The sequence below is a fragment of the Devosia geojensis genome, from assembly GCF_000969415.1.
GTDB lineage: Bacteria > Pseudomonadota > Alphaproteobacteria > Rhizobiales > Devosiaceae > Devosia > Devosia geojensis.
The window spans coordinates 24,919-40,844 of sequence record NZ_JZEX01000057.1; the positions used below are offsets into that span (position 1 = coordinate 24,919).

At 66.8% G+C, this 15,926-nt stretch carries 16 protein-coding genes; 4 read left to right on the forward strand and 12 right to left on the reverse strand.

What is annotated here, in order from left to right; all coding sequences use genetic code 11:
- Positions 1–49: 49 nt before the first annotated feature.
- The 5 genes from VE25_RS05150 to VE25_RS05170 are packed head-to-tail and all read right to left on the reverse strand — an operon-like array spanning position 50 to position 2,510.
- The gene (locus VE25_RS05150) at positions 50–445 is read right to left on the reverse strand and encodes a hypothetical protein (RefSeq protein WP_046107527.1); all 396 of its coding nucleotides are present in this window, start codon (positions 443–445) and stop codon (positions 50–52) included.
- The gene (locus tag VE25_RS05155; RefSeq protein WP_046107528.1) at positions 445–750 is read right to left on the reverse strand and encodes an urease subunit beta; all 306 of its coding nucleotides are present in this window, start codon (positions 748–750) and stop codon (positions 445–447) included. The genes VE25_RS05150 and VE25_RS05155 overlap by 1 nt, the downstream gene beginning before the upstream one ends.
- Position 751: 1 nt before the next feature.
- On the reverse strand, positions 752–1,339 hold the full coding sequence (locus tag VE25_RS05160; protein WP_046107529.1) for a HupE/UreJ family protein: 588 nt from the start codon (positions 1,337–1,339) through the stop codon (positions 752–754).
- A gap of 11 nt (positions 1,340–1,350) precedes the next feature.
- Complete coding sequence (locus tag VE25_RS05165) at positions 1,351–1,653, reverse strand: urease subunit gamma (RefSeq protein ID WP_046107530.1); 303 nt, start codon at positions 1,651–1,653, stop codon at positions 1,351–1,353.
- 17 nt (positions 1,654–1,670) lie between these two features.
- Positions 1,671–2,510, reverse strand: a complete 840-nt coding sequence (locus VE25_RS05170) for an urease accessory protein UreD (RefSeq protein WP_046107531.1) — start codon at positions 2,508–2,510, stop codon at positions 1,671–1,673.
- A 128-nt stretch (positions 2,511–2,638) separates the two neighbouring features.
- Between VE25_RS05170 and VE25_RS05175 the strand changes: the two genes are divergently transcribed.
- Positions 2,639–2,977 carry a hypothetical protein gene (locus VE25_RS05175; protein WP_046107532.1) on the forward strand — a complete coding sequence of 113 codons (339 nt, stop codon included), beginning with the start codon at positions 2,639–2,641 and terminating at the stop codon, positions 2,975–2,977.
- A gap of 57 nt (positions 2,978–3,034) precedes the next feature.
- On the opposite strand, the gene urtE is transcribed toward VE25_RS05175, so the two are convergent.
- The 5 genes from urtE to urtA all read right to left on the reverse strand — a co-directional run bounded on the left by urtE (position 3,035) and on the right by urtA (position 8,839).
- The gene (gene urtE / locus VE25_RS05180) at positions 3,035–3,739 is read right to left on the reverse strand and encodes an urea ABC transporter ATP-binding subunit UrtE (RefSeq protein WP_046107533.1); all 705 of its coding nucleotides are present in this window, start codon (positions 3,737–3,739) and stop codon (positions 3,035–3,037) included.
- A 2-nt stretch (positions 3,740–3,741) separates the two neighbouring features.
- A complete protein-coding gene (urtD, locus tag VE25_RS05185) occupies positions 3,742–4,491 on the reverse strand; it encodes an urea ABC transporter ATP-binding protein UrtD (protein WP_046107534.1) in 750 nt (249 codons plus the stop codon).
- Between the two features lie 3 nt (positions 4,492–4,494).
- Positions 4,495–5,700 (reverse strand): urea ABC transporter permease subunit UrtC, encoded by a 1,206-nt coding sequence (gene urtC / locus VE25_RS05190; protein ID WP_046107535.1) that lies wholly within the window; start codon positions 5,698–5,700, stop codon positions 4,495–4,497.
- A 169-nt stretch (positions 5,701–5,869) separates the two neighbouring features.
- The gene (urtB, locus tag VE25_RS05195) at positions 5,870–7,480 is read right to left on the reverse strand and encodes an urea ABC transporter permease subunit UrtB (protein ID WP_046107536.1); all 1,611 of its coding nucleotides are present in this window, start codon (positions 7,478–7,480) and stop codon (positions 5,870–5,872) included.
- 66 nt (positions 7,481–7,546) lie between these two features.
- Entirely contained in the window at positions 7,547–8,839 is a 1,293-nt protein-coding gene (gene urtA / locus VE25_RS05200) for an urea ABC transporter substrate-binding protein (protein WP_046107556.1), read from the reverse strand.
- 351 nt (positions 8,840–9,190) lie between these two features.
- Between urtA and VE25_RS22635 the strand changes: the two genes are divergently transcribed.
- The 3 genes from VE25_RS22635 to VE25_RS05210 all read left to right on the forward strand — a co-directional run bounded on the left by VE25_RS22635 (position 9,191) and on the right by VE25_RS05210 (position 13,801).
- Entirely contained in the window at positions 9,191–9,385 is a 195-nt protein-coding gene (locus VE25_RS22635) for a FitA-like ribbon-helix-helix domain-containing protein (RefSeq protein ID WP_152664514.1), read from the forward strand.
- A 116-nt stretch (positions 9,386–9,501) separates the two neighbouring features.
- The gene (locus VE25_RS05205) at positions 9,502–12,882 is read left to right on the forward strand and encodes a hybrid sensor histidine kinase/response regulator (protein ID WP_046107537.1); all 3,381 of its coding nucleotides are present in this window, start codon (positions 9,502–9,504) and stop codon (positions 12,880–12,882) included.
- The gene (locus tag VE25_RS05210) at positions 12,875–13,801 is read left to right on the forward strand and encodes a response regulator transcription factor (RefSeq protein WP_046107538.1); all 927 of its coding nucleotides are present in this window, start codon (positions 12,875–12,877) and stop codon (positions 13,799–13,801) included. Before VE25_RS05205 ends, VE25_RS05210 begins: the two co-directional genes overlap by 8 nt.
- 348 nt (positions 13,802–14,149) lie before the next feature.
- Here the strand turns inward: VE25_RS05210 and VE25_RS05215 are convergent, their stop codons facing one another.
- The gene (locus tag VE25_RS05215) at positions 14,150–14,953 is read right to left on the reverse strand and encodes a YbaY family lipoprotein (RefSeq protein ID WP_046107539.1); all 804 of its coding nucleotides are present in this window, start codon (positions 14,951–14,953) and stop codon (positions 14,150–14,152) included.
- A 103-nt stretch (positions 14,954–15,056) separates the two neighbouring features.
- Positions 15,057–15,734, reverse strand: a complete 678-nt coding sequence (locus tag VE25_RS05220) for a helix-turn-helix domain-containing protein (protein ID WP_046107540.1) — start codon at positions 15,732–15,734, stop codon at positions 15,057–15,059.
- Positions 15,735–15,926: the final 192 nt, after the last annotated feature.

Consider the following 15,926-nt stretch of genomic DNA (forward strand, 5'->3'; position numbering starts at 1 on the left):
CCGATCGTCGAGAGCCTCATCATTCGCGCGGCACCGGCTCCGTTCGGGTTCAGGCGCTCTTTTTCCGGGTACGCCGGTAGAGCGCGAGGGCTCTGTCGATGACCTCGTCGAGCAGCTGCTCGCCCTGCCTCACCTCCGGCGACGACCGCGTGGCGGCGACCAGCGACGTCCCCAGCGCCTGCACGGCATAGGCCTGCACGAGACGGCCCTCGCGGTGGTGCCTGGTGCCGGCCTCGGCGAATTCGCGCCGCAGGAGGTCATGGTCGGCGGGGGTCATGCGCCGCTTGGCCTCGCTCCAGCTGCGCGCCTTGATCTGCCCGCAAAGGTTGGAGGCGATGCCTCCAACGTGGAGCATGGCCTCGGCATCCTTGGTGCCGGCCTTGTGGAGGTCGTCGATCAAGGTGGCCAGAACCACCTTGAAGTCTTCTTCTTGCCTGGTCGTCATCAAAGCCGTCCCATGATCTTCTGCTGGAAACCGTAGACGATGCGCGCGCCCGAGAGGGGAACGAGCGTCACTTCGCGCGTCTGTCCGGGTTCGAAGCGCACCGCGGTGCCGGCGGCGATGTCGAGGCGCATGCCGCGCGCCTTCTCCCGGTCGAAGGCGAGGCCCGCATTGGTCTCGTAGAAATGGTAGTGCGAGCCGACCTGGATCGGCCGGTCGCCGGTGTTGGCGACCTCGAGCGTCACCGTCGGCGCGCCGGCGTTGAGCTCGATGTCGCCGGCCCTGGGCAGGACTTCTCCGGGGATCATCTCAGCCTCCGAACGCGAGCCAGACGCCGGCAAGGCCGGTCGCCGCGCCGAGCGCGCGCACGATGCCGCCCGAGAGACGTCCGCGCAGGCGGCCGATCAGCAGCCCGAGGCCGATGCCGGCGACGTGGAGCAGCGCGGTCGCCGCGGCAAAGCCGGCGCCGTATTCGAAGGCCGTTGCCGCACCCATCTCGCCGCCATGGGCATAGCCGTGGAAGAGGCCGAAAGCCGCGACGATCGCCATGCCGGCGGGCAGGGGCAGCCGGACCGCCAGGGCGACGAGGAAACCGAGGGCGACGACGGAGGCGAGGATCGCCGGTTCGACGAAGGGCAGCTCGGCGCCGTTGAGCGCGAGCACGAAGCCCAAGACCATGCTGGCGACGAATGCGGCCGGCACGCCGATCATGGCGCGCCCACCCACGGTCGCCGCCCAGAGACCCACCGCGACCATGGCCAGCACATGGTCGAGCCCGAAGATCGGATGGGTGAAGCCGGCCGCGAACGAGCCGTGCTCGCCTGGATCGAGATGGGCGAAGGCCGGCAGGGTGGCGGCCAGGGTGATGGCGGTGGCGAGAAGGCTGCGTTTGAGCATGGCGGTTTCCTCTAGCGGATCGGCTGGTGGACGGTGACGAGCTTGGTGCCGTCGGGAAAGGTGGCTTCCACCTGCACGTCGTGGATCATCTCGGGGATGCCTTCCATCACCTGGTCGCGGGTGATGACATGGGCGCCCGCCTCCATCAACTCGGCGACGGGGCGGCCGTCGCGGGCGCCTTCGACGACGAAATCGGTGATGAGGGCGATGGCTTCCGGGTGGTTGAGCCGGACGCCGCGCTCGAGGCGCCGGCGCGCCACGTTGGCGGCCATGGCGATGAGAAGCTTGTCTTTTTCCCGAGGCGTGAGGTTCATGGGTGCTTTCTCTAGGGTCAGCTGTGCCAGAGGCGCGGGAGGCTCCCGGCGCCGGAAAGGTCGGCAACAATTGGAACGATCATCCGGCGCAAGGCAAGCCCGCTTTGCGCCATGGCACGTATGACGAGACGTTCGCCCTCGGCGCTGGCGGCGATGCGCGGATCGCCGGCAAGGCGGGCGCGGATGGCCGGCAGGCGGCGCTCGGCATCCGGGGCGATGTGGACGAGGCTGGCGAAGGCCCGCATGCCGGCAAGGAGCGATGGCGCGTCGCGCTCGAATGCGGGATGCCCAGCAAGGCGGGTCGCTTCGGCGTGAACGAGGCGGCCTTTGCGACGGATGCGCCAGCTGTCGGAGAGCCGCGCATGGCACGCCTCCTCGCCCATAGCGTCGCGCCCGAGCAGGATCGCCTCGATGGCGGTGAGGCTCGCCCGTTCGTCGAGGTCGATCTCGATGCGGCGGTCGAGCGCGGAGTTCTCGAAGAGGATGGTCTCCTGCGGCAGCCAGTCGACATGGGCGCCGGCGCCGACGGACAGGCGCGTCTCGACGCGGGCGGTGGGACCGGTGGTGCGATAGACGCGCTCGCAGGCCTGCGTCGTCAGCGCCAGGCGCGCGCCGGGGGCGGCCTCGACGGTCCAGGAAAGATCGTCGCCGCCGGTGAGGCCGCCGGCGGTGTTGATGAGCACGGCCTCGAGCGCGGGTGAATGGGTGTTGGGCAGACGGATCTTGGCGCATCCCTCCTGGTAGAGGGTCGAGAGCACGGTGCGGCCGTCACGGGTGCCGACGGCGATGCGGCCGGCCCCGCTTGCGCGTTGCAGGCGCGGAGACGGCTCAGGCGGCTGGCTGAGGGCGGCGTGCATCGTGTTCCAGGAAAAGGTCAAAATAATCGTGATCGTCCGCCGCCCGCGGCACGCAACAATTGCCGGGGACGGGCGTTGAACGGGTGGGCAGGCACCCGCGAAGAACTATAAATGGAGAGGAAGTAAAGATGCAATTCAAGGTATTGGCGTCCACAGCCGCTCTAGCCGCCGCAATGATGTTTGCAGGGCCCGCCGCTGCACAGACTTCGATCAACGGCACGGTCATACCGGAAGCCGAGCTTCCGCTTGTCCAGGAGCACTGCAACGACCTGCAGGCTGCCGGAGAGTCGGTGTCTGAGTCCGCTAACGAATCGCCCGGCGATGGCGTCGTGGAGAACCCCGGCGACAATGAGGCCAGCGACGACGCCGCCCCGGCCGACGGCATGGCCCAGGCTGAAACGCCCACGATCGATCTCACCACGATCGACCTGCAGGCCTGCGTCGATGCGGGTCTGGTGACCGAATAAGAATAGCGTCCTCCCCTGGATGCTGACGCCCGACCTCCCCGAGGCCGGGCGTTTTTTTCAGACCATCAGATGCCGGCGCACGTCGGGCTGGTCGAGATCGCTTGCAGGCCCCGAGTGGCGGATCTCGCCGCGGTCCATGACGTAGATGTCGTCGGCGATCTGCCGGCAGAAATCGAGATATTGCTCGACGAGGAGGATGGTCATCCCCTTCTCGTCGCGCAGGAACTGCAGGGCGCGCCCGATATCCTTGATGATCGAGGGTTGGATGCCTTCGGTGGGCTCGTCGAGCACCAGCACCTTGGGTCGGGTGACCAGCGCGCGCCCGATGGCAAGCTGCTGCTGCTGGCCGCCCGAGAGGTCGCCGCCGCGGCGCGACAGCATGGTTTTCAGCACGGGGAAGAGTTCGAAGATGTAATCGGGGATGTTCCGCTCGGCGCGGGGCAGGCCGGCATAGCCGGTCTCGAGGTTCTCCCTGACCGTCAGCAGCGGGAAGATCTCACGGCCCTGCGGCACGTAGCCGAGGCCCATACGGGCCCGCCTGTAGGGCGGGAGCTTCTTGAGCGTCGCCTCGCCGAAGACGATGGCGCCGGCCGAGATCTGGTTGATGCCGGTGATGGCGCGCAGCGTCGAGGACTTGCCGACGCCATTACGGCCGAGGACCGCGGTGATGCGGCCGGGAGGGCACTCGATGGTGACGCCCTTCAGCGCCTGGGCGGCGCCGTAGTGGAGGTCGATGGCGTCGATGGAAAGGGCTGTGGTCATGATCAGCGTCCCAGGTATCGCTCGATGACGATGGGGTTGGCGCTCACCTGATCGAGGGTGCCTTCGGCCAGCACCGAGCCTTCGGCGAGGCAGACGACGCGGGTGGCGAGGTCGCGCACGAAGCTCATGTCGTGCTCGACCACGACGACGGAGCGGGTCTCGGCGATTTCCTTCAGGAGCCGGGCGGTCTCGACGGTTTCGGCGTCGGTCATGCCGGCGACGGGCTCGTCGACGAGGAGGAGCTTGGGGTCCTGTGCCAGCAGCATGCCGATCTCGAGCCACTGCTTCTGGCCGTGGGAGAGGTCGGCGGCGAGATCGTCCCTGCGGTCGGCGAGGCGGACGGTATCGAGGATGTCCTCGATGCGGGCGATGTCCTCGCCGCTGGCGGAGTAGAACAGGGTTCTGAAGATGCCGCGCGGCTTCTTCAGCGCCATCTCGAGGTTGTCCCACACGGTTTGGCTCTCGAAGACGGTGGGCTTCTGGAACTTGCGGCCGATGCCGAGATTGGCGATTGCCGCCTCGTCGAGGCGGGTGAGGTCGGTGCGGCCGTCGAAATAGACGTCGCCGGCGTCGGGCCGGGTCTTGCCGGTGATGATGTCCATCATCGTCGTCTTGCCGGCCCCGTTCGGACCGATGATGGCTAGCATCTCGGCGGGGCGCACGATGATCGAAAGGTTGTTCAACGCCTTGAACCCGTCGAAGGCGACCGAGACGCCGTCGAGGTAGAGCATGGTGTCCTGGGCCTTGTTCATCACCTACTCCGCCGGCTTGGGCTGGACGTCGCCGAGGGTCGCCGGATCCTCGCCGCGCTCGGCGGCGACGGCGGCTTGCGCGGGCGGCGGAGGGGCGGCGGGAGCCTGCTCGCGCCGGGCGGTCATGTCGCGCCACTGGCCGAGGAGGCCGACGATGCCCTTGGGAAGGAAGAGCGTCACGAAGATGAAGAGAGCGCCCAGCGCGAAGAGCCAGAGCTCGGGCAGGGCGCCGGTGAAGTACGACTTGCCCATGTTGACGAGCACCGCCCCGATGATCGGCCCGACGATGGTGCCGCGACCGCCGACGGCGGTCCAGATGACGACTTCGATCGAGTTGGCCGGCTCGAACTCGCCCGGATTGATGATGCCGACCTGCGGCACGTAGAGGGCGCCGGCGATGCCGGCCATGATCGCCGAGACAGTGAAGGCGAAGAGCTTCACGTATTCGACGCGGTAGCCGAGGAAGCGTGTGCGGCTCTCGGCATCGCGCACGGCGACCATCACCTTGCCGAGCTTGCTGTTGACGATCATCGAGCAGACGAGGACGGAGAGGGCGAGGGCGATGGCCGAGGCGGCAAAGAGCGCGCCGCGGGTGGTCGCTGCCTGCACCGGCTGGCCGAGGATGTCCTTGAAGTCGGTGAGGCCGTTGTTGCCGCCAAAGCCCATGTCGTTGCGGAAGAAGGCGAGCAAGAGGGCAAAGGTCATGGCCTGGGTGATGATCGAGAGATAGACGCCGGTCACGCGGCTCCGGAAGGCGAAGAAGCCGAAGACGAAGGCGAGGAGGCCGGGCACGAGCACGATCATCAGGCAGGCGAACCAGAACTGGTCGAAGCCCTGCCAGTACCAGGGCAGCTCGCGCCAGTTGAGGAAGACCATGAAGTCGGGGAGCGTCGGGTGCGCATAGACGCCGCGCGTGCCGATCTGGCGCATGAGATACATGCCCATGGCATAGCCGCCCAGCGCAAAGAACGCGCCGTGGCCGAGCGAGAGGATGCCGCAATAGCCCCAGACAAGATCGAGGGCGAGCGCGAGCATCGCATAGGTCAGGTACTTGCCGAAGAGCGTGACGATATAGGTCGGCACGTGGCCGGGCTGGCCGGCCGGGATGAGGAGATTGGCGGCCGGCACGGCGACGGCGAGCGCAAGGAGGATGGCGACGAGCCAGATGGCCTTCTTGTCGAGGGCGCGGAGGAGGGCTTGGGTGATCATGCTTGCGCGCCTCCGGCTCTGGCTGCGTCAAGGAAAGAACCCCTCACCCTAACCCTCTCCCCGGAGGGGCGAGGGGATTGGTTCCGAGCGTGGACGAGCACAATGCTCACCTCGCCCCTCTGGGGAGAGGTCGGCGCGAAGCGCCGGGTGAGGGGTCTTTCCGCTGGACTCATGATTCCACCGCCCGGCCCTTCAGCGCGAAGAGGCCGCGCGGGCGGCGCTGGATGAAGAGGATGATGAGGACGAGGATGAGGATCTTGCCGAGGACGGCGCCGGCATAGGGTTCGAGGAACTTGTTGGCGACGCCCAGCGTCAGGGCGCCGACGAGGGTACCCCAGAGATTGCCGACGCCGCCGAAGACCACGACCATGAACGAGTCGATGATGTAGCCCTGGCCGAGATTGGGCGAGACGTTGTCGATCTGGCTGAGGGCGACGCCCGCCAGCCCGGCGATGCCGGAGCCGAGGCCGAAGGTCATGGCGTCGACGAAGGGCGTGCGGATGCCCATGGCCGAGGCCATGCGACGGTTCTGCGTCACGGCGCGCATCTGCAGGCCCAGCGATGTGCGGTTGAGCACCACCAGCAAAGCGGCGAAGACCGCGATGGCGAAGATGACGATCCAGAACCGGTTCCAGGTGATGGCGAGGCCGTAGAACTCGAAGGAACCCGACATCCAGCTCGGGTTGCCGACCTGGCGGTTGGTGGGGCCGAAGATCGAGCGCACGGTCTGCTGCAGGATCAGCGACAGGCCCCAGGTGGCGAGCAGCGTTTCGAGGGCGCGCCCGTAAAGCCAGCGGATGACGCCGCGCTCGATGGCGATGCCGATGAGGGCGGTGATGAGGAAGGCGAGCGGCAGGGCGATGGCCAGCGAATAATCGAAGAGCTCCGGCGCGTTGCGGCGGATGACGTCCTGCACCACGAAGGTGGTGTAGGCGCCCAGCATCACCATCTCGCCATGGGCCATGTTGATGACGCCCATGACGCCGAAGGTGATGGCAAGGCCGATGGCGGCGAGCAGGAGCACGGAGCCGAGCGAGACGCCGAACCAGACGTTCTGCAGCGCCGCCCATATGGCGCGCTCCTGCTCGAGGCCGGCGATGGCCGAGCGGATGTCGGCGGCGAGCGCATCAGGGGCGGAGCCGAGGGCGGAGTTGAGGATGGTGATCGCCTCGCGCCCGGCATTCTGGGCCACGACAGGGACGGCCGCGCGCTTGTCCTCGATGCTGGTATCAGCGAGCGAGAGGACGGTGACGGCATGGGCGGTCTCCATGGCGCCGCGCACGGTCGCGTCCGTCTCGGCAGCCAGCGCCTCATCGAGGAGCGCCAGGTTCTCCTCGGAAGGGTTGGCGCGCATGGAGCGGGCGGCGGAAAGACGCACGGACGGGTTGTCGCTCATCAGCGTCAGCCCGCCGATCGCGGCGGCGACGTCACGGCGCAGGCTGTTGTTGATGCGGATGCGCGAGAGGTCGGCATCGGCGGCGGGGCCGATCTCTTCCTGCGTCACCGGATCGTACATGCGGTTGCGGGTGACGATGACGACGCGGCCGTCCGCCTCGTTCACGTAGAGGTCGCCCTCGGCGAGCGCCTCGAGGGCCGGGGCGACGGCGCTGTCGCCCGTCGCGGCAAGCTCCTCGACGATGCCGCCGAGCTCGCGCAGGCTCGCCTCGCCCATGGACTGGATGAGGCCCGGGATATCCTGCGCGCGGGCCGGTCCGGCGAGCAGCGCCAGCGCGAGGCCGAGGCAGGCGAATATGAGGCGAAGCGAACGGGTCGGGCGCATCGGTTCTACTTGTGGGAGGAGAAGGGCCGGGGCGGCGAACCGCCCCGGCGCTGCTGTCGGGCGGTTTTAGTTGGCCGAGGCCACTTCGGAGCCGCCGCAGGTCTGGGTCTGCGTGTTGTAGTTGCCGCAGTTGATCGGGGCGGTCCAATCGGCTTCGAGCATGGCGGATTCCGGCAGGAAATCGGACCAGGCGTCGCCCGGCACGAGGTCCTCGGTCTCCCAGACCACGAAGAACTGGCCATCGTCCTGGATCTCGCCGATGAGGACGGGCTTGGTGACGTGGTGGTTGGGGAGCATGGTGGCGATGCCGCCGGTCAGGTTCGGCGTCTCGAGGCCGACGATCGAGTCGATCACGGCGTCCGGATCGGTGGAGCCGGCCGCTTCCACGGCCTTCACCCAGAGGTTGAAGCCGATGTAGTGGGCTTCCATCGGGTCGTTGGTCACGCGGTCCTCGCTGCCGATGAACTCGTGCCAGGCGGTGATGAACTCCTCGTTCTCGGGGGTTTCGACCGACATGAAGTAGTTCCAGGCGGCCAGGTGCCCGACGAGCGGGGTGGTATCGAAGCCGGAGAGCTCCTCCTCGCCGACCGAGAAGGCGACGACCGGGATGTCCTCGGCCGCGATCCCCTGGTTGGCGAGCTCGCGGTAGAAGGGCACGTTGGCGTCGCCGTTGATGGTCGAGACGACGGCGGTCTTCTTGCCTTCCGAGCCGAAGGCCTTGATCTCGGAGACGATGGTCTGCCAGTCGGAGTGCCCGAAGGGCGTGTAGTTGATCATGATGTCTTCGGGTGCGACGCCGGCATCGAGCAGGTATTGCTCGAGGATCTTATTGGTCGTCTGCGGATAGACGTAGTCGGTGCCGGCGAGCACCCAGCGCTCCACGCCTTCCTCGTCACGCAGGTAATCGACGGCGGGGATCGCCTGCTGGTTCGGCGAGGCGCCGGTATAGAAGACGTTGCGCTGGCTCTCCTCGCCCTCGTACTGGACGGGATAGAAGAGGAGGCCGTTGAGTTCTTCGAATACGGGCAGCACGGACTTGCGGCAGACCGACGTCCAGCAGCCGAAGACCGCGTCGACCTCATTGACGGTCAAAAGCTCACGGGCCTTCTCGGCGGCAAGCGGCCAGTCGGAGGCGATGTCGACGACGACGGGCTCGAGCTGGCGCCCGAGCAGCCCGCCCTTGGCGTTCTGCTGCTCGATGAGGAACAGCATGGTGTCCTTCAGCGTCGTTTCGGAAATGGCCATCGTACCCGAGAGCGAGTGCAGGATGCCGACCTTGATCGGCTCGTCCTGTGCGTAGGCCGGCGTCATCGACAGGGCGAGCGTGCCCGCCAACGCCGCGCCGAGCGCGAATTTCATGTTCATCACTTTGTCCCTCAACTTGGTTCCCTGCGCCGGCAAAGGGGAGGAGCCGGCCATGGGCGGGACTTTGTGACGGTTGTTAACAAACCCCTATACGTCGATTGACGTAACTGGGCGGGAAGGGGCCGTGCCGGGCGAAGATGGCACCCACACTCCCGGGTCATCCCCGCGCAAGCGGGGGACCCCTGTTCGCTGTGCTGCCGGCCATAAACAGAGGTTCCCGCTTACGCGGGAATGACCCGGTGGGTAATCGTTGCAGCGGCGCTGCCGCTGGTTACTAAGCAGGCAGCAATATGCTATTTGGCCGGCGGGCGTTGCTGGCAGGCATAAGCGTGCACCATGGGCAGGATGAGCATTCGCAATATACCCGATGCAGATATGAAGGCGCTTCGGCGGCTTGCGTCGGAAAACAAGCGCAGTATCGCTGCTGAAGTCCGCGAGGCTATCGCAAAGCATGTGCACACGAAGGGGTTCGGCACCTACCTGCACGAGCGCTACGGCGGTCTGCTACCGGATGATTTTCCGCTCGAGCGCGAGGCCTGACCACACAGCAAGAATCCTCGTGAACCTCCGATAGAGTGTGCTACAAACTTGTCGGCACCTTTTTTGGGCAGCTGGGCAGCGTGGCGAAGAATTAGGCGGACATCTCAACGAGGGCGATGGCGCGGCAACGGATCATACCCATCAGGCGTGAATACAACCGGTGGGTCGCCAACCAGACCCTGGAGGACTACGCGCTGCGCTTCACGGCCAAGTCGGCGCGGCGCTTTTCCAGCAACCGCATCTCGCAGACGGCGATCGGGGCGATCTCGTTCCTGGCGCTGGAGGCGATCGGCGGGGCGATCACGCTCTCCTACGGCACGACCAACGCCATCATCGCCATCGTCATCGCCTCGATCGCGATCCTTGCGGTCGGGCTGCCGATCTCGCGCTATGCGACGCGGCACGGGGTCGACATCGACCTCCTCACCCGCGGGGCGAGCTTCGGCTATATCGGCTCGACCATCACCTCGCTCATCTATGCGAGCTTCACCTTCATCCTCTTTGCGATCGAAGCCTCGATCATGTCGAGCGCGTTGCAGCTCGCCTTCGGAATACCGCTCTGGATGGGCTACATCATCTCGGCGGTGGCGGTCATTCCGCTGGTGACGCACGGGGTGCGGCTGATCAGCCGCTTCCAGCTGATGACGCAGCCGGTGTGGATCGTCCTCAACATCGCGCCGTTCTTCTTCATCGCCTTCATGGATTGGGGGCAGTTCGACGTGTGGCGGGCGTTCGCCGGACTCGGACAGCCTTCAGCGCCGCTCGGGGGCATGTCGCCGTTCGACGTGGCGAGCTTCGGGGCGGCCTCGGCGGTGATCCTGGCGCTGATGACGCAGATCGGCGAGCAGGTGGACTTTCTGCGCTTCCTGCCGGCCGAGGAGCAGGCCAAGCGGAAGAGGCACAAGCTTGGCGTGTTTCTCGCTGGGGCCGGCTGGGTGGTGATGGGGGCGCCGAAGCTTCTCGCCGGATCGTTCCTCGCGGTGCTGGCGCTGTCGGCGGGCGTTTCGCCCGAGCATGCGTCGGAGCCGGCGCAGATGTACGCGGTCGCTTTCGGCTACATGATCCCCAACGAGACGCTGGCGCTGATCCTCATGGCGGTGTTCGTCGTCGTCAGCCAGTTGAAGATCAACGTGATGAACGCCTATGCGGGCTCGCTCGCCTGGTCGAACTTCTTCTCGCGGCTGACGCACAGCCATCCGGGGCGGGTCGTGTGGCTGGTCTTCAACGTTTCCATCGCGCTCCTGCTGATGGAGCTCGGCATCTATCAACTGCTGGAGGAGACGCTCGGCATCTTCTCGATCGTCGCCATGGCGTGGCTCTGCTCGATCTCGGCGGATCTCTTCGTCAACAAGCCGCTGGGGCTGGCCCCGCCCGGCATCGAGTTCAAGCGGGCGCACCTCTATGACATCAATCCGGTCGGGCTCGGGTCGATGCTCATTTCGGCGACGGTGGCGCTGGCGGCGCATTTCGGGGCGTTCGGGGGGATGGCGGCGGCGCTGGCGCCCTATATCGCGCTGGTCGTCGCGTTCATTGCCTCGCCGACGATCGCCTGGGCGACCAAGGGCAAGTATTACCTGGCGAGAAAACCGCGCAAGGAATGGCAGAACAGGCAGACGGTGACCTGCTCGATCTGCGAGCATCCGTTCGAGCCCGAGGACATGGCCTGGTGCCCCGCCTATGCGGCGCCGATCTGCTCGCTCTGCTGCTCGCTCGACGCGCGCTGCCACGACATGTGCAAGCCCAATGCGCATTTCCGCGCGCAGACGCGGGCTGTGGCGGCGAGCATCCTGCCGGATTGGGCGCTGGCAAAACTCCAGACCCGGCTCGGGCGCTACGGCATCGCCTCGGGGCTGGCGGTGGCGATGATCGGGGCCATCCTCGGGCTCATCTACTATTTCGCCAGCCGGGCGGCGCCGGAGACGGCGGAGGTGGTGGGCGGCACCATCGCCGTCGTCTTCTTCGTCTTTGCGGTGGTGGCGGGGATCGTCACCTGGTTCCTCGTGCTGGCGCGGGACAGCCGGCTGGTCGCCGAGGAGGAGAGCACGCGGCAGAACACGCTGCTGCTGAAGGAAATCGCCGCCCATGGCCGCACCGATGCGGCCTTGCAGAAGGCCAAGGAAACAGCGGAGGCCGCCAACCAGGCCAAGAGCCGGTATGTGGTGGGGCTGAGCCACGAGCTGCGCACGCCCCTCAATGCGGTGCTCGGCTACGCGCAGATCCTCGAGCGCGACGAGAGCGTGCCGGCCGGCCGGCGCTCGACGATCCAGGTCATCAGGCGGAGCGCCGAGCATCTTTCGGGCTTGATCGATGGGCTGCTCGACATCTCGCGGATCGAGGCGGGGCGGCTGCAGGTCTATTCCAACGAGATCAACATCCACGACTTCCTCGACCAGATCGTCGACATGTTCCGTCTGCAGGCAGAGGCCAAGGGGCTGGAGTTCCGCCACACGCGGGCGGCGAACCTGCCGCAACATGTGCGCACCGACGAGAAGCGGCTGCGCCAGATCCTCGTCAACCTGCTCTCCAACGCCATCAAGTTCACCGACAGCGGGTTCGTCGGGTTCGACATCACGTATCGTTCGCAGGTCGCGACGTTCAGGATCACCGACAGCGGGCACGGCATCGCGCCCAGCGACATCGGGCGCATCTTCGAGCCGTTCGTGCGCGGGGAGGCCGAGCACAACCGGCTGAAGCCGGGCATCGGGCTCGGGCTCACCATCACCAAGCTGCTGACGGAAACGCTGGGCGGTTCCATCATGGTCGAGAGCGAGCCGGGGCAGGGGGCGACGTTCCAGGTGCGCCTGATGCTGTTCAAGGTCGACCGGCCGGCGGCGCGGACGTTGGAGGACCGGCGCATCCGCACCTACAGGGGACCGCGCCGCACGATCATGGTGGTCGACGACAATGCCGACCACCGCGAGATGATGCGCGAGATGCTGCAGCCTCTCGACTTCACCGTGCTCACCGCCATCGACGGGCCGAACTGCCTGACTCTCACGGAAGGAGTGAAGCCGGACCTCTTCTTCATCGACATCCTGATGCCCGGCATGACGGGCTGGGAGCTGGTCAGGCGCCTGCGCGAGGGCGGGCAGACGGCGCCGATCGTCATGCTCTCGGCCAATATCGGGGACGGAGCCAACAAGCCCGAGGGCGATCCGGGGCATAACGACGCCATCGCCAAGCCCTTCAGCCTGCGCCAGCTCATCGAGAAGATCGAGAGCCACCTCGATCTCGAATGGGTGGAGGAGGAGCCGGCGCAGAAGACGGGGCCGACCCAAAAGGCGGGTTCAAAACTGCGTTCGCCCGGCCCCGAGCACTTGCGCGAGCTCATCAGCCTCGGGCAGATCGGGCATGTGCGCGGGATCGATGCCAAGCTGACGGAACTGGCGCGCGAACCAGAGAACGGTCCGCTCGTCGATACCCTGCGCGAGCGCATGGAGGCCTATGACTTCACCGGCTATACGCAGATCCTGGAGGGTGTGAGCGAGAATGAGTGAGCTCATGCGCGGTCAGGACGTGGTCCTCGTCGTCGACGATTCACCGGAGGCGCTGGGGTTCCTCACCAGCGCCATGGAGGAATCCGGCGTGACGGTGCTGGTCGCCAAAAGCGGCGAGGCGGCGCTCGGCATCGCCGGGCGGGTGACGCCCGACATCATCCTGATGGATGCGGTGATGCCCGGCCTCGACGGGTTCGAGACCTGCCGGCGCCTGAAGGCCGATCCGGCGGTGGCGCATGTGCCGGTGATCTTCATGACGGGCCTCACCGACACCGAGCATGTGGTGCACGCGCTCGAGAGCGGCGGCGTCGACTACCTCACCAAGCCGATCAACATCGACGAGCTGAGGGCCCGCATCCGCGTGCACCTGGCCAATGCGCGCACCGCCCAGAGCGCGCGGGTCGCGCTCGACGCGGCCGGGCGGCACCTGATGGCGGTTTCCGCCGGCGGCGAGGTGCAGTGGGCGACACCGCAGGCGAACCGGCTGCTCGCCTCGGCGGGGATCGACGGCGCGGCGAAGGTCGGCGCGCGGGTGCGGGATTGGCTGGCGAGCCGGGGAGATGTCGCGGCGAAGGCCGGCGAGACCTTCGCCTTCGATCCTGCCAACGCCGGCAGCCTGCAACTGGTCTGCCTCGGCAGCATCGGGGCCGACGAGCACCTTTTCCGGCTGCTGGCTCCGACGGGCGACAATCCGGACGAAATCCTCAGGCAGAATTTCGGGCTCACCCAGCGCGAGAGCGAGGTGCTGGCGTGGATCGCGCGGGGCAAGTCCAATCGCGACATAGGGGAAATCCTCGGCTTGAGCCCGAGGACGGTCAACAAGCACCTGGAACAGGTCTACGCCAAGCTCGGGGTGGAGAACCGCGCCTCGGCGGCGATCAAGGCGACGCACGTGCTGCAGTCGCCCTTCGAGGGCTGAAACCGGTCGCCGGAGACCGCCGAACGGCCGGTCCCCGGCAGAGGTGTTTGCACCGATCGGCGCGTTGCAAGGCATGTGCCAGCCGCGGCGCCGAAAGCCAAGATACTGAGGCGGCGGGGAAACAGCGCGCCGGCCCTTCCGCCCGCGGGTCGAGCCCTCGCAGACGCCTGCCTAAAGGTTCATCGGTATGCGTAAAAATTACAATGCGGCGATGCAAAACGGATGACCACACGTCACGGATACGTTATATTTCCGTCACCGTAGGTTCATCCTTCGGCAGAGGTTGTTTGCACCGACACCCTCGGCCCCGTGCCATCGCACCAATGGCGCGGGGCTTCATATAAGGGCTTACTGTTCCAGCCGCGCCAGCACCGTTCCGTCGGCTCCCTTCAACTGCAGGGCGCCGTCGACGATCTCGTAGCTTTGCGCGTTCTCGAGAGCGGCGAAGAACGCCTGCTCCTGGGCCAGGGACTCCTCGCACGCCATCATCGTCGAGAAGACGTTGGTGATATCGATCTTCGAGCCGGTGACTTCGAGGCTGCCGCCATAGGTGTTGCAGCCGCCATTGCCGCCGATCTGGCCGGGCGAGACGATGAGGGTGGTCTCGAATCCTTCGGCTGCCGGTTCGCCGTCGAGCTCGACCAGTCGCCAGTTGCCGTCGAGAGCGGCGTCGGCGGGCTCGTCGCCTTCCGGCTCACCCTCGGCGGGGGCCTCGTCCGCGGGTTCTCCCGCCGCCGGATCGCCCGACGAGGCGCGGACCAGCATCAGGTCGACCGGCAGCTCGACCGAGAGCGGATCGAGCGCGTTGCGCGTATCGGTGATGAACCAGAGATCGTCGCCCACTTCGATGCGGGCGGAGACGGCGTAGGTCGCACGGTCCTCGATGCTTGCCGGATCGAAGGTGAGGGTGAAGGGGATCGGTACCTGCCCGGCCGGATCGACACGGGTCGAGGCGATGATCCTGGCCGGTGCGTCGGCGAGGGAGACGTCGGCAAGCTGAACCTCAAGGACCGCATCGGGCGGCAAAGCGATGCGCTCGCGGTAGCTGGCGGTACCGGAGATCGATGCGCCGTCGGCGAAGGCAGTGCCGGCGAGGAGGGCGGCAACGAAGAGAGCGGCCGGAGGGGCGAAACGGGCGAAAGCGGTCTTCATGGAAAATCCCTTCGTCATCATTGTCGGTGTGGTGCGATCTAGACGCGACTTTGCGTAAAACGGCATAGCACCGTGCGCACAACTTGCATCAAACGCATGTAAATCAGGCCGAAGATTGCCGGATATCCACCAATTTGCTTGGCTGCGGCGCTGAAGGCGTCCCGGGCGCCAGCAACAGCTGGAGCGCGGCGGACGCTTGCGCCGGTTCGAGCCGGGTTTCGTTCAGCAGCGGCGTCGGATCCGCGCTCCCGGCCGGCGTGAAGGTGAGCTCGGCAAGGCATATGGCGGCTTCGGAAACGGTGCAGACGAGGGCCTGCATGTGGGCGGCCCAGCGTGCGTTGCCGTCGACGAAGGGCAGGGCGAGGACAACGCCCGTCGCACCCCGCGGGTTTTCCATCAGGTCGCGGTAGCGCGCATGGAAGGGGACCGCCGAGGGGTTGGCCTGCGGATCGAGCACCCAGCCGAAGCGTTGCAGCGGGTCGGGCCGTTCCATGAACGGGCGGGCGCGGGCGAGCACATGGAAGCCCCGATCGAGCAGCAGGAGGTTGCGCGTGGAGCCCGAGACGCGGCGGCGCAGCGCCGCCAGCGGCTCATCGTCCGGCCCCCACAGCAACCGCTCGAGGGCGGCGGCATGATGCGGACGCGGTGTGTCGCGGCCGTTCTCCCAACGGCTGACCTGGCTCTGCGCCACGCCGAGGGCGATGGCGACCGTGCGCTGGCGCAGGCGCGCCCGCACCCGATAGGCGCGCAGCGCTGCGCAGATGTCCTGCGGCATCGGCATTTTCGGACCTCGATGACGTTTTTCGGTCCGATCATGGCCTTCGGGAGAGGCGATGACAGTTAATCGCCCGCAGAACCTGCATTCACCATGAATCCATACCATTCCCCATCCGCATAACCACGCATGGGGCGGCGCGCCGGCGGGGAACCCTTGCCGGGCCCACCCGTTTCTCCTGCGAGCGGCATTTCCGGC

Coding starts and splice junctions, on each gene's coding strand:
- VE25_RS05160 (WP_046107529.1), bottom strand. CDS start 1,339: ATGCTCAAACGCAGCCTTCTCGCCACCGCCATCACCCTGGCCGCCACC.
- urtB (WP_046107536.1), bottom strand. CDS start 7,480: ATGCGCCCGACCCGTTCGCTTCGCCTCATATTCGCCTGCCTCGGCCTC.
- urtE (WP_046107533.1), bottom strand. CDS start 3,739: ATGACCACAGCCCTTTCCATCGACGCCATCGACCTCCACTACGGCGCC.
- VE25_RS05155 (WP_046107528.1), bottom strand. CDS start 750: ATGATCCCCGGAGAAGTCCTGCCCAGGGCCGGCGACATCGAGCTCAAC.
- VE25_RS05215 (WP_046107539.1), bottom strand. CDS start 14,953: ATGAAGACCGCTTTCGCCCGTTTCGCCCCTCCGGCCGCTCTCTTCGTT.
- VE25_RS05210 (WP_046107538.1), top strand. CDS start 12,875: ATGAGTGAGCTCATGCGCGGTCAGGACGTGGTCCTCGTCGTCGACGAT.
- urtA (WP_046107556.1), bottom strand. CDS start 8,839: ATGAAATTCGCGCTCGGCGCGGCGTTGGCGGGCACGCTCGCCCTGTCG.
- VE25_RS05150 (WP_046107527.1), bottom strand. CDS start 445: ATGACGACCAGGCAAGAAGAAGACTTCAAGGTGGTTCTGGCCACCTTG.
- urtD (WP_046107534.1), bottom strand. CDS start 4,491: ATGAACAAGGCCCAGGACACCATGCTCTACCTCGACGGCGTCTCGGTC.
- VE25_RS05170 (WP_046107531.1), bottom strand. CDS start 2,510: ATGCACGCCGCCCTCAGCCAGCCGCCTGAGCCGTCTCCGCGCCTGCAA.
- VE25_RS22635 (WP_152664514.1), top strand. CDS start 9,191: ATGAGCATTCGCAATATACCCGATGCAGATATGAAGGCGCTTCGGCGG.
- VE25_RS05165 (WP_046107530.1), bottom strand. CDS start 1,653: ATGAACCTCACGCCTCGGGAAAAAGACAAGCTTCTCATCGCCATGGCC.
- VE25_RS05175 (WP_046107532.1), top strand. CDS start 2,639: ATGCAATTCAAGGTATTGGCGTCCACAGCCGCTCTAGCCGCCGCAATG.
- VE25_RS05205 (WP_046107537.1), top strand. CDS start 9,502: ATGGCGCGGCAACGGATCATACCCATCAGGCGTGAATACAACCGGTGG.
- urtC (WP_046107535.1), bottom strand. CDS start 5,700: ATGATCACCCAAGCCCTCCTCCGCGCCCTCGACAAGAAGGCCATCTGG.
- VE25_RS05220 (WP_046107540.1), bottom strand. CDS start 15,734: ATGCCGATGCCGCAGGACATCTGCGCAGCGCTGCGCGCCTATCGGGTG.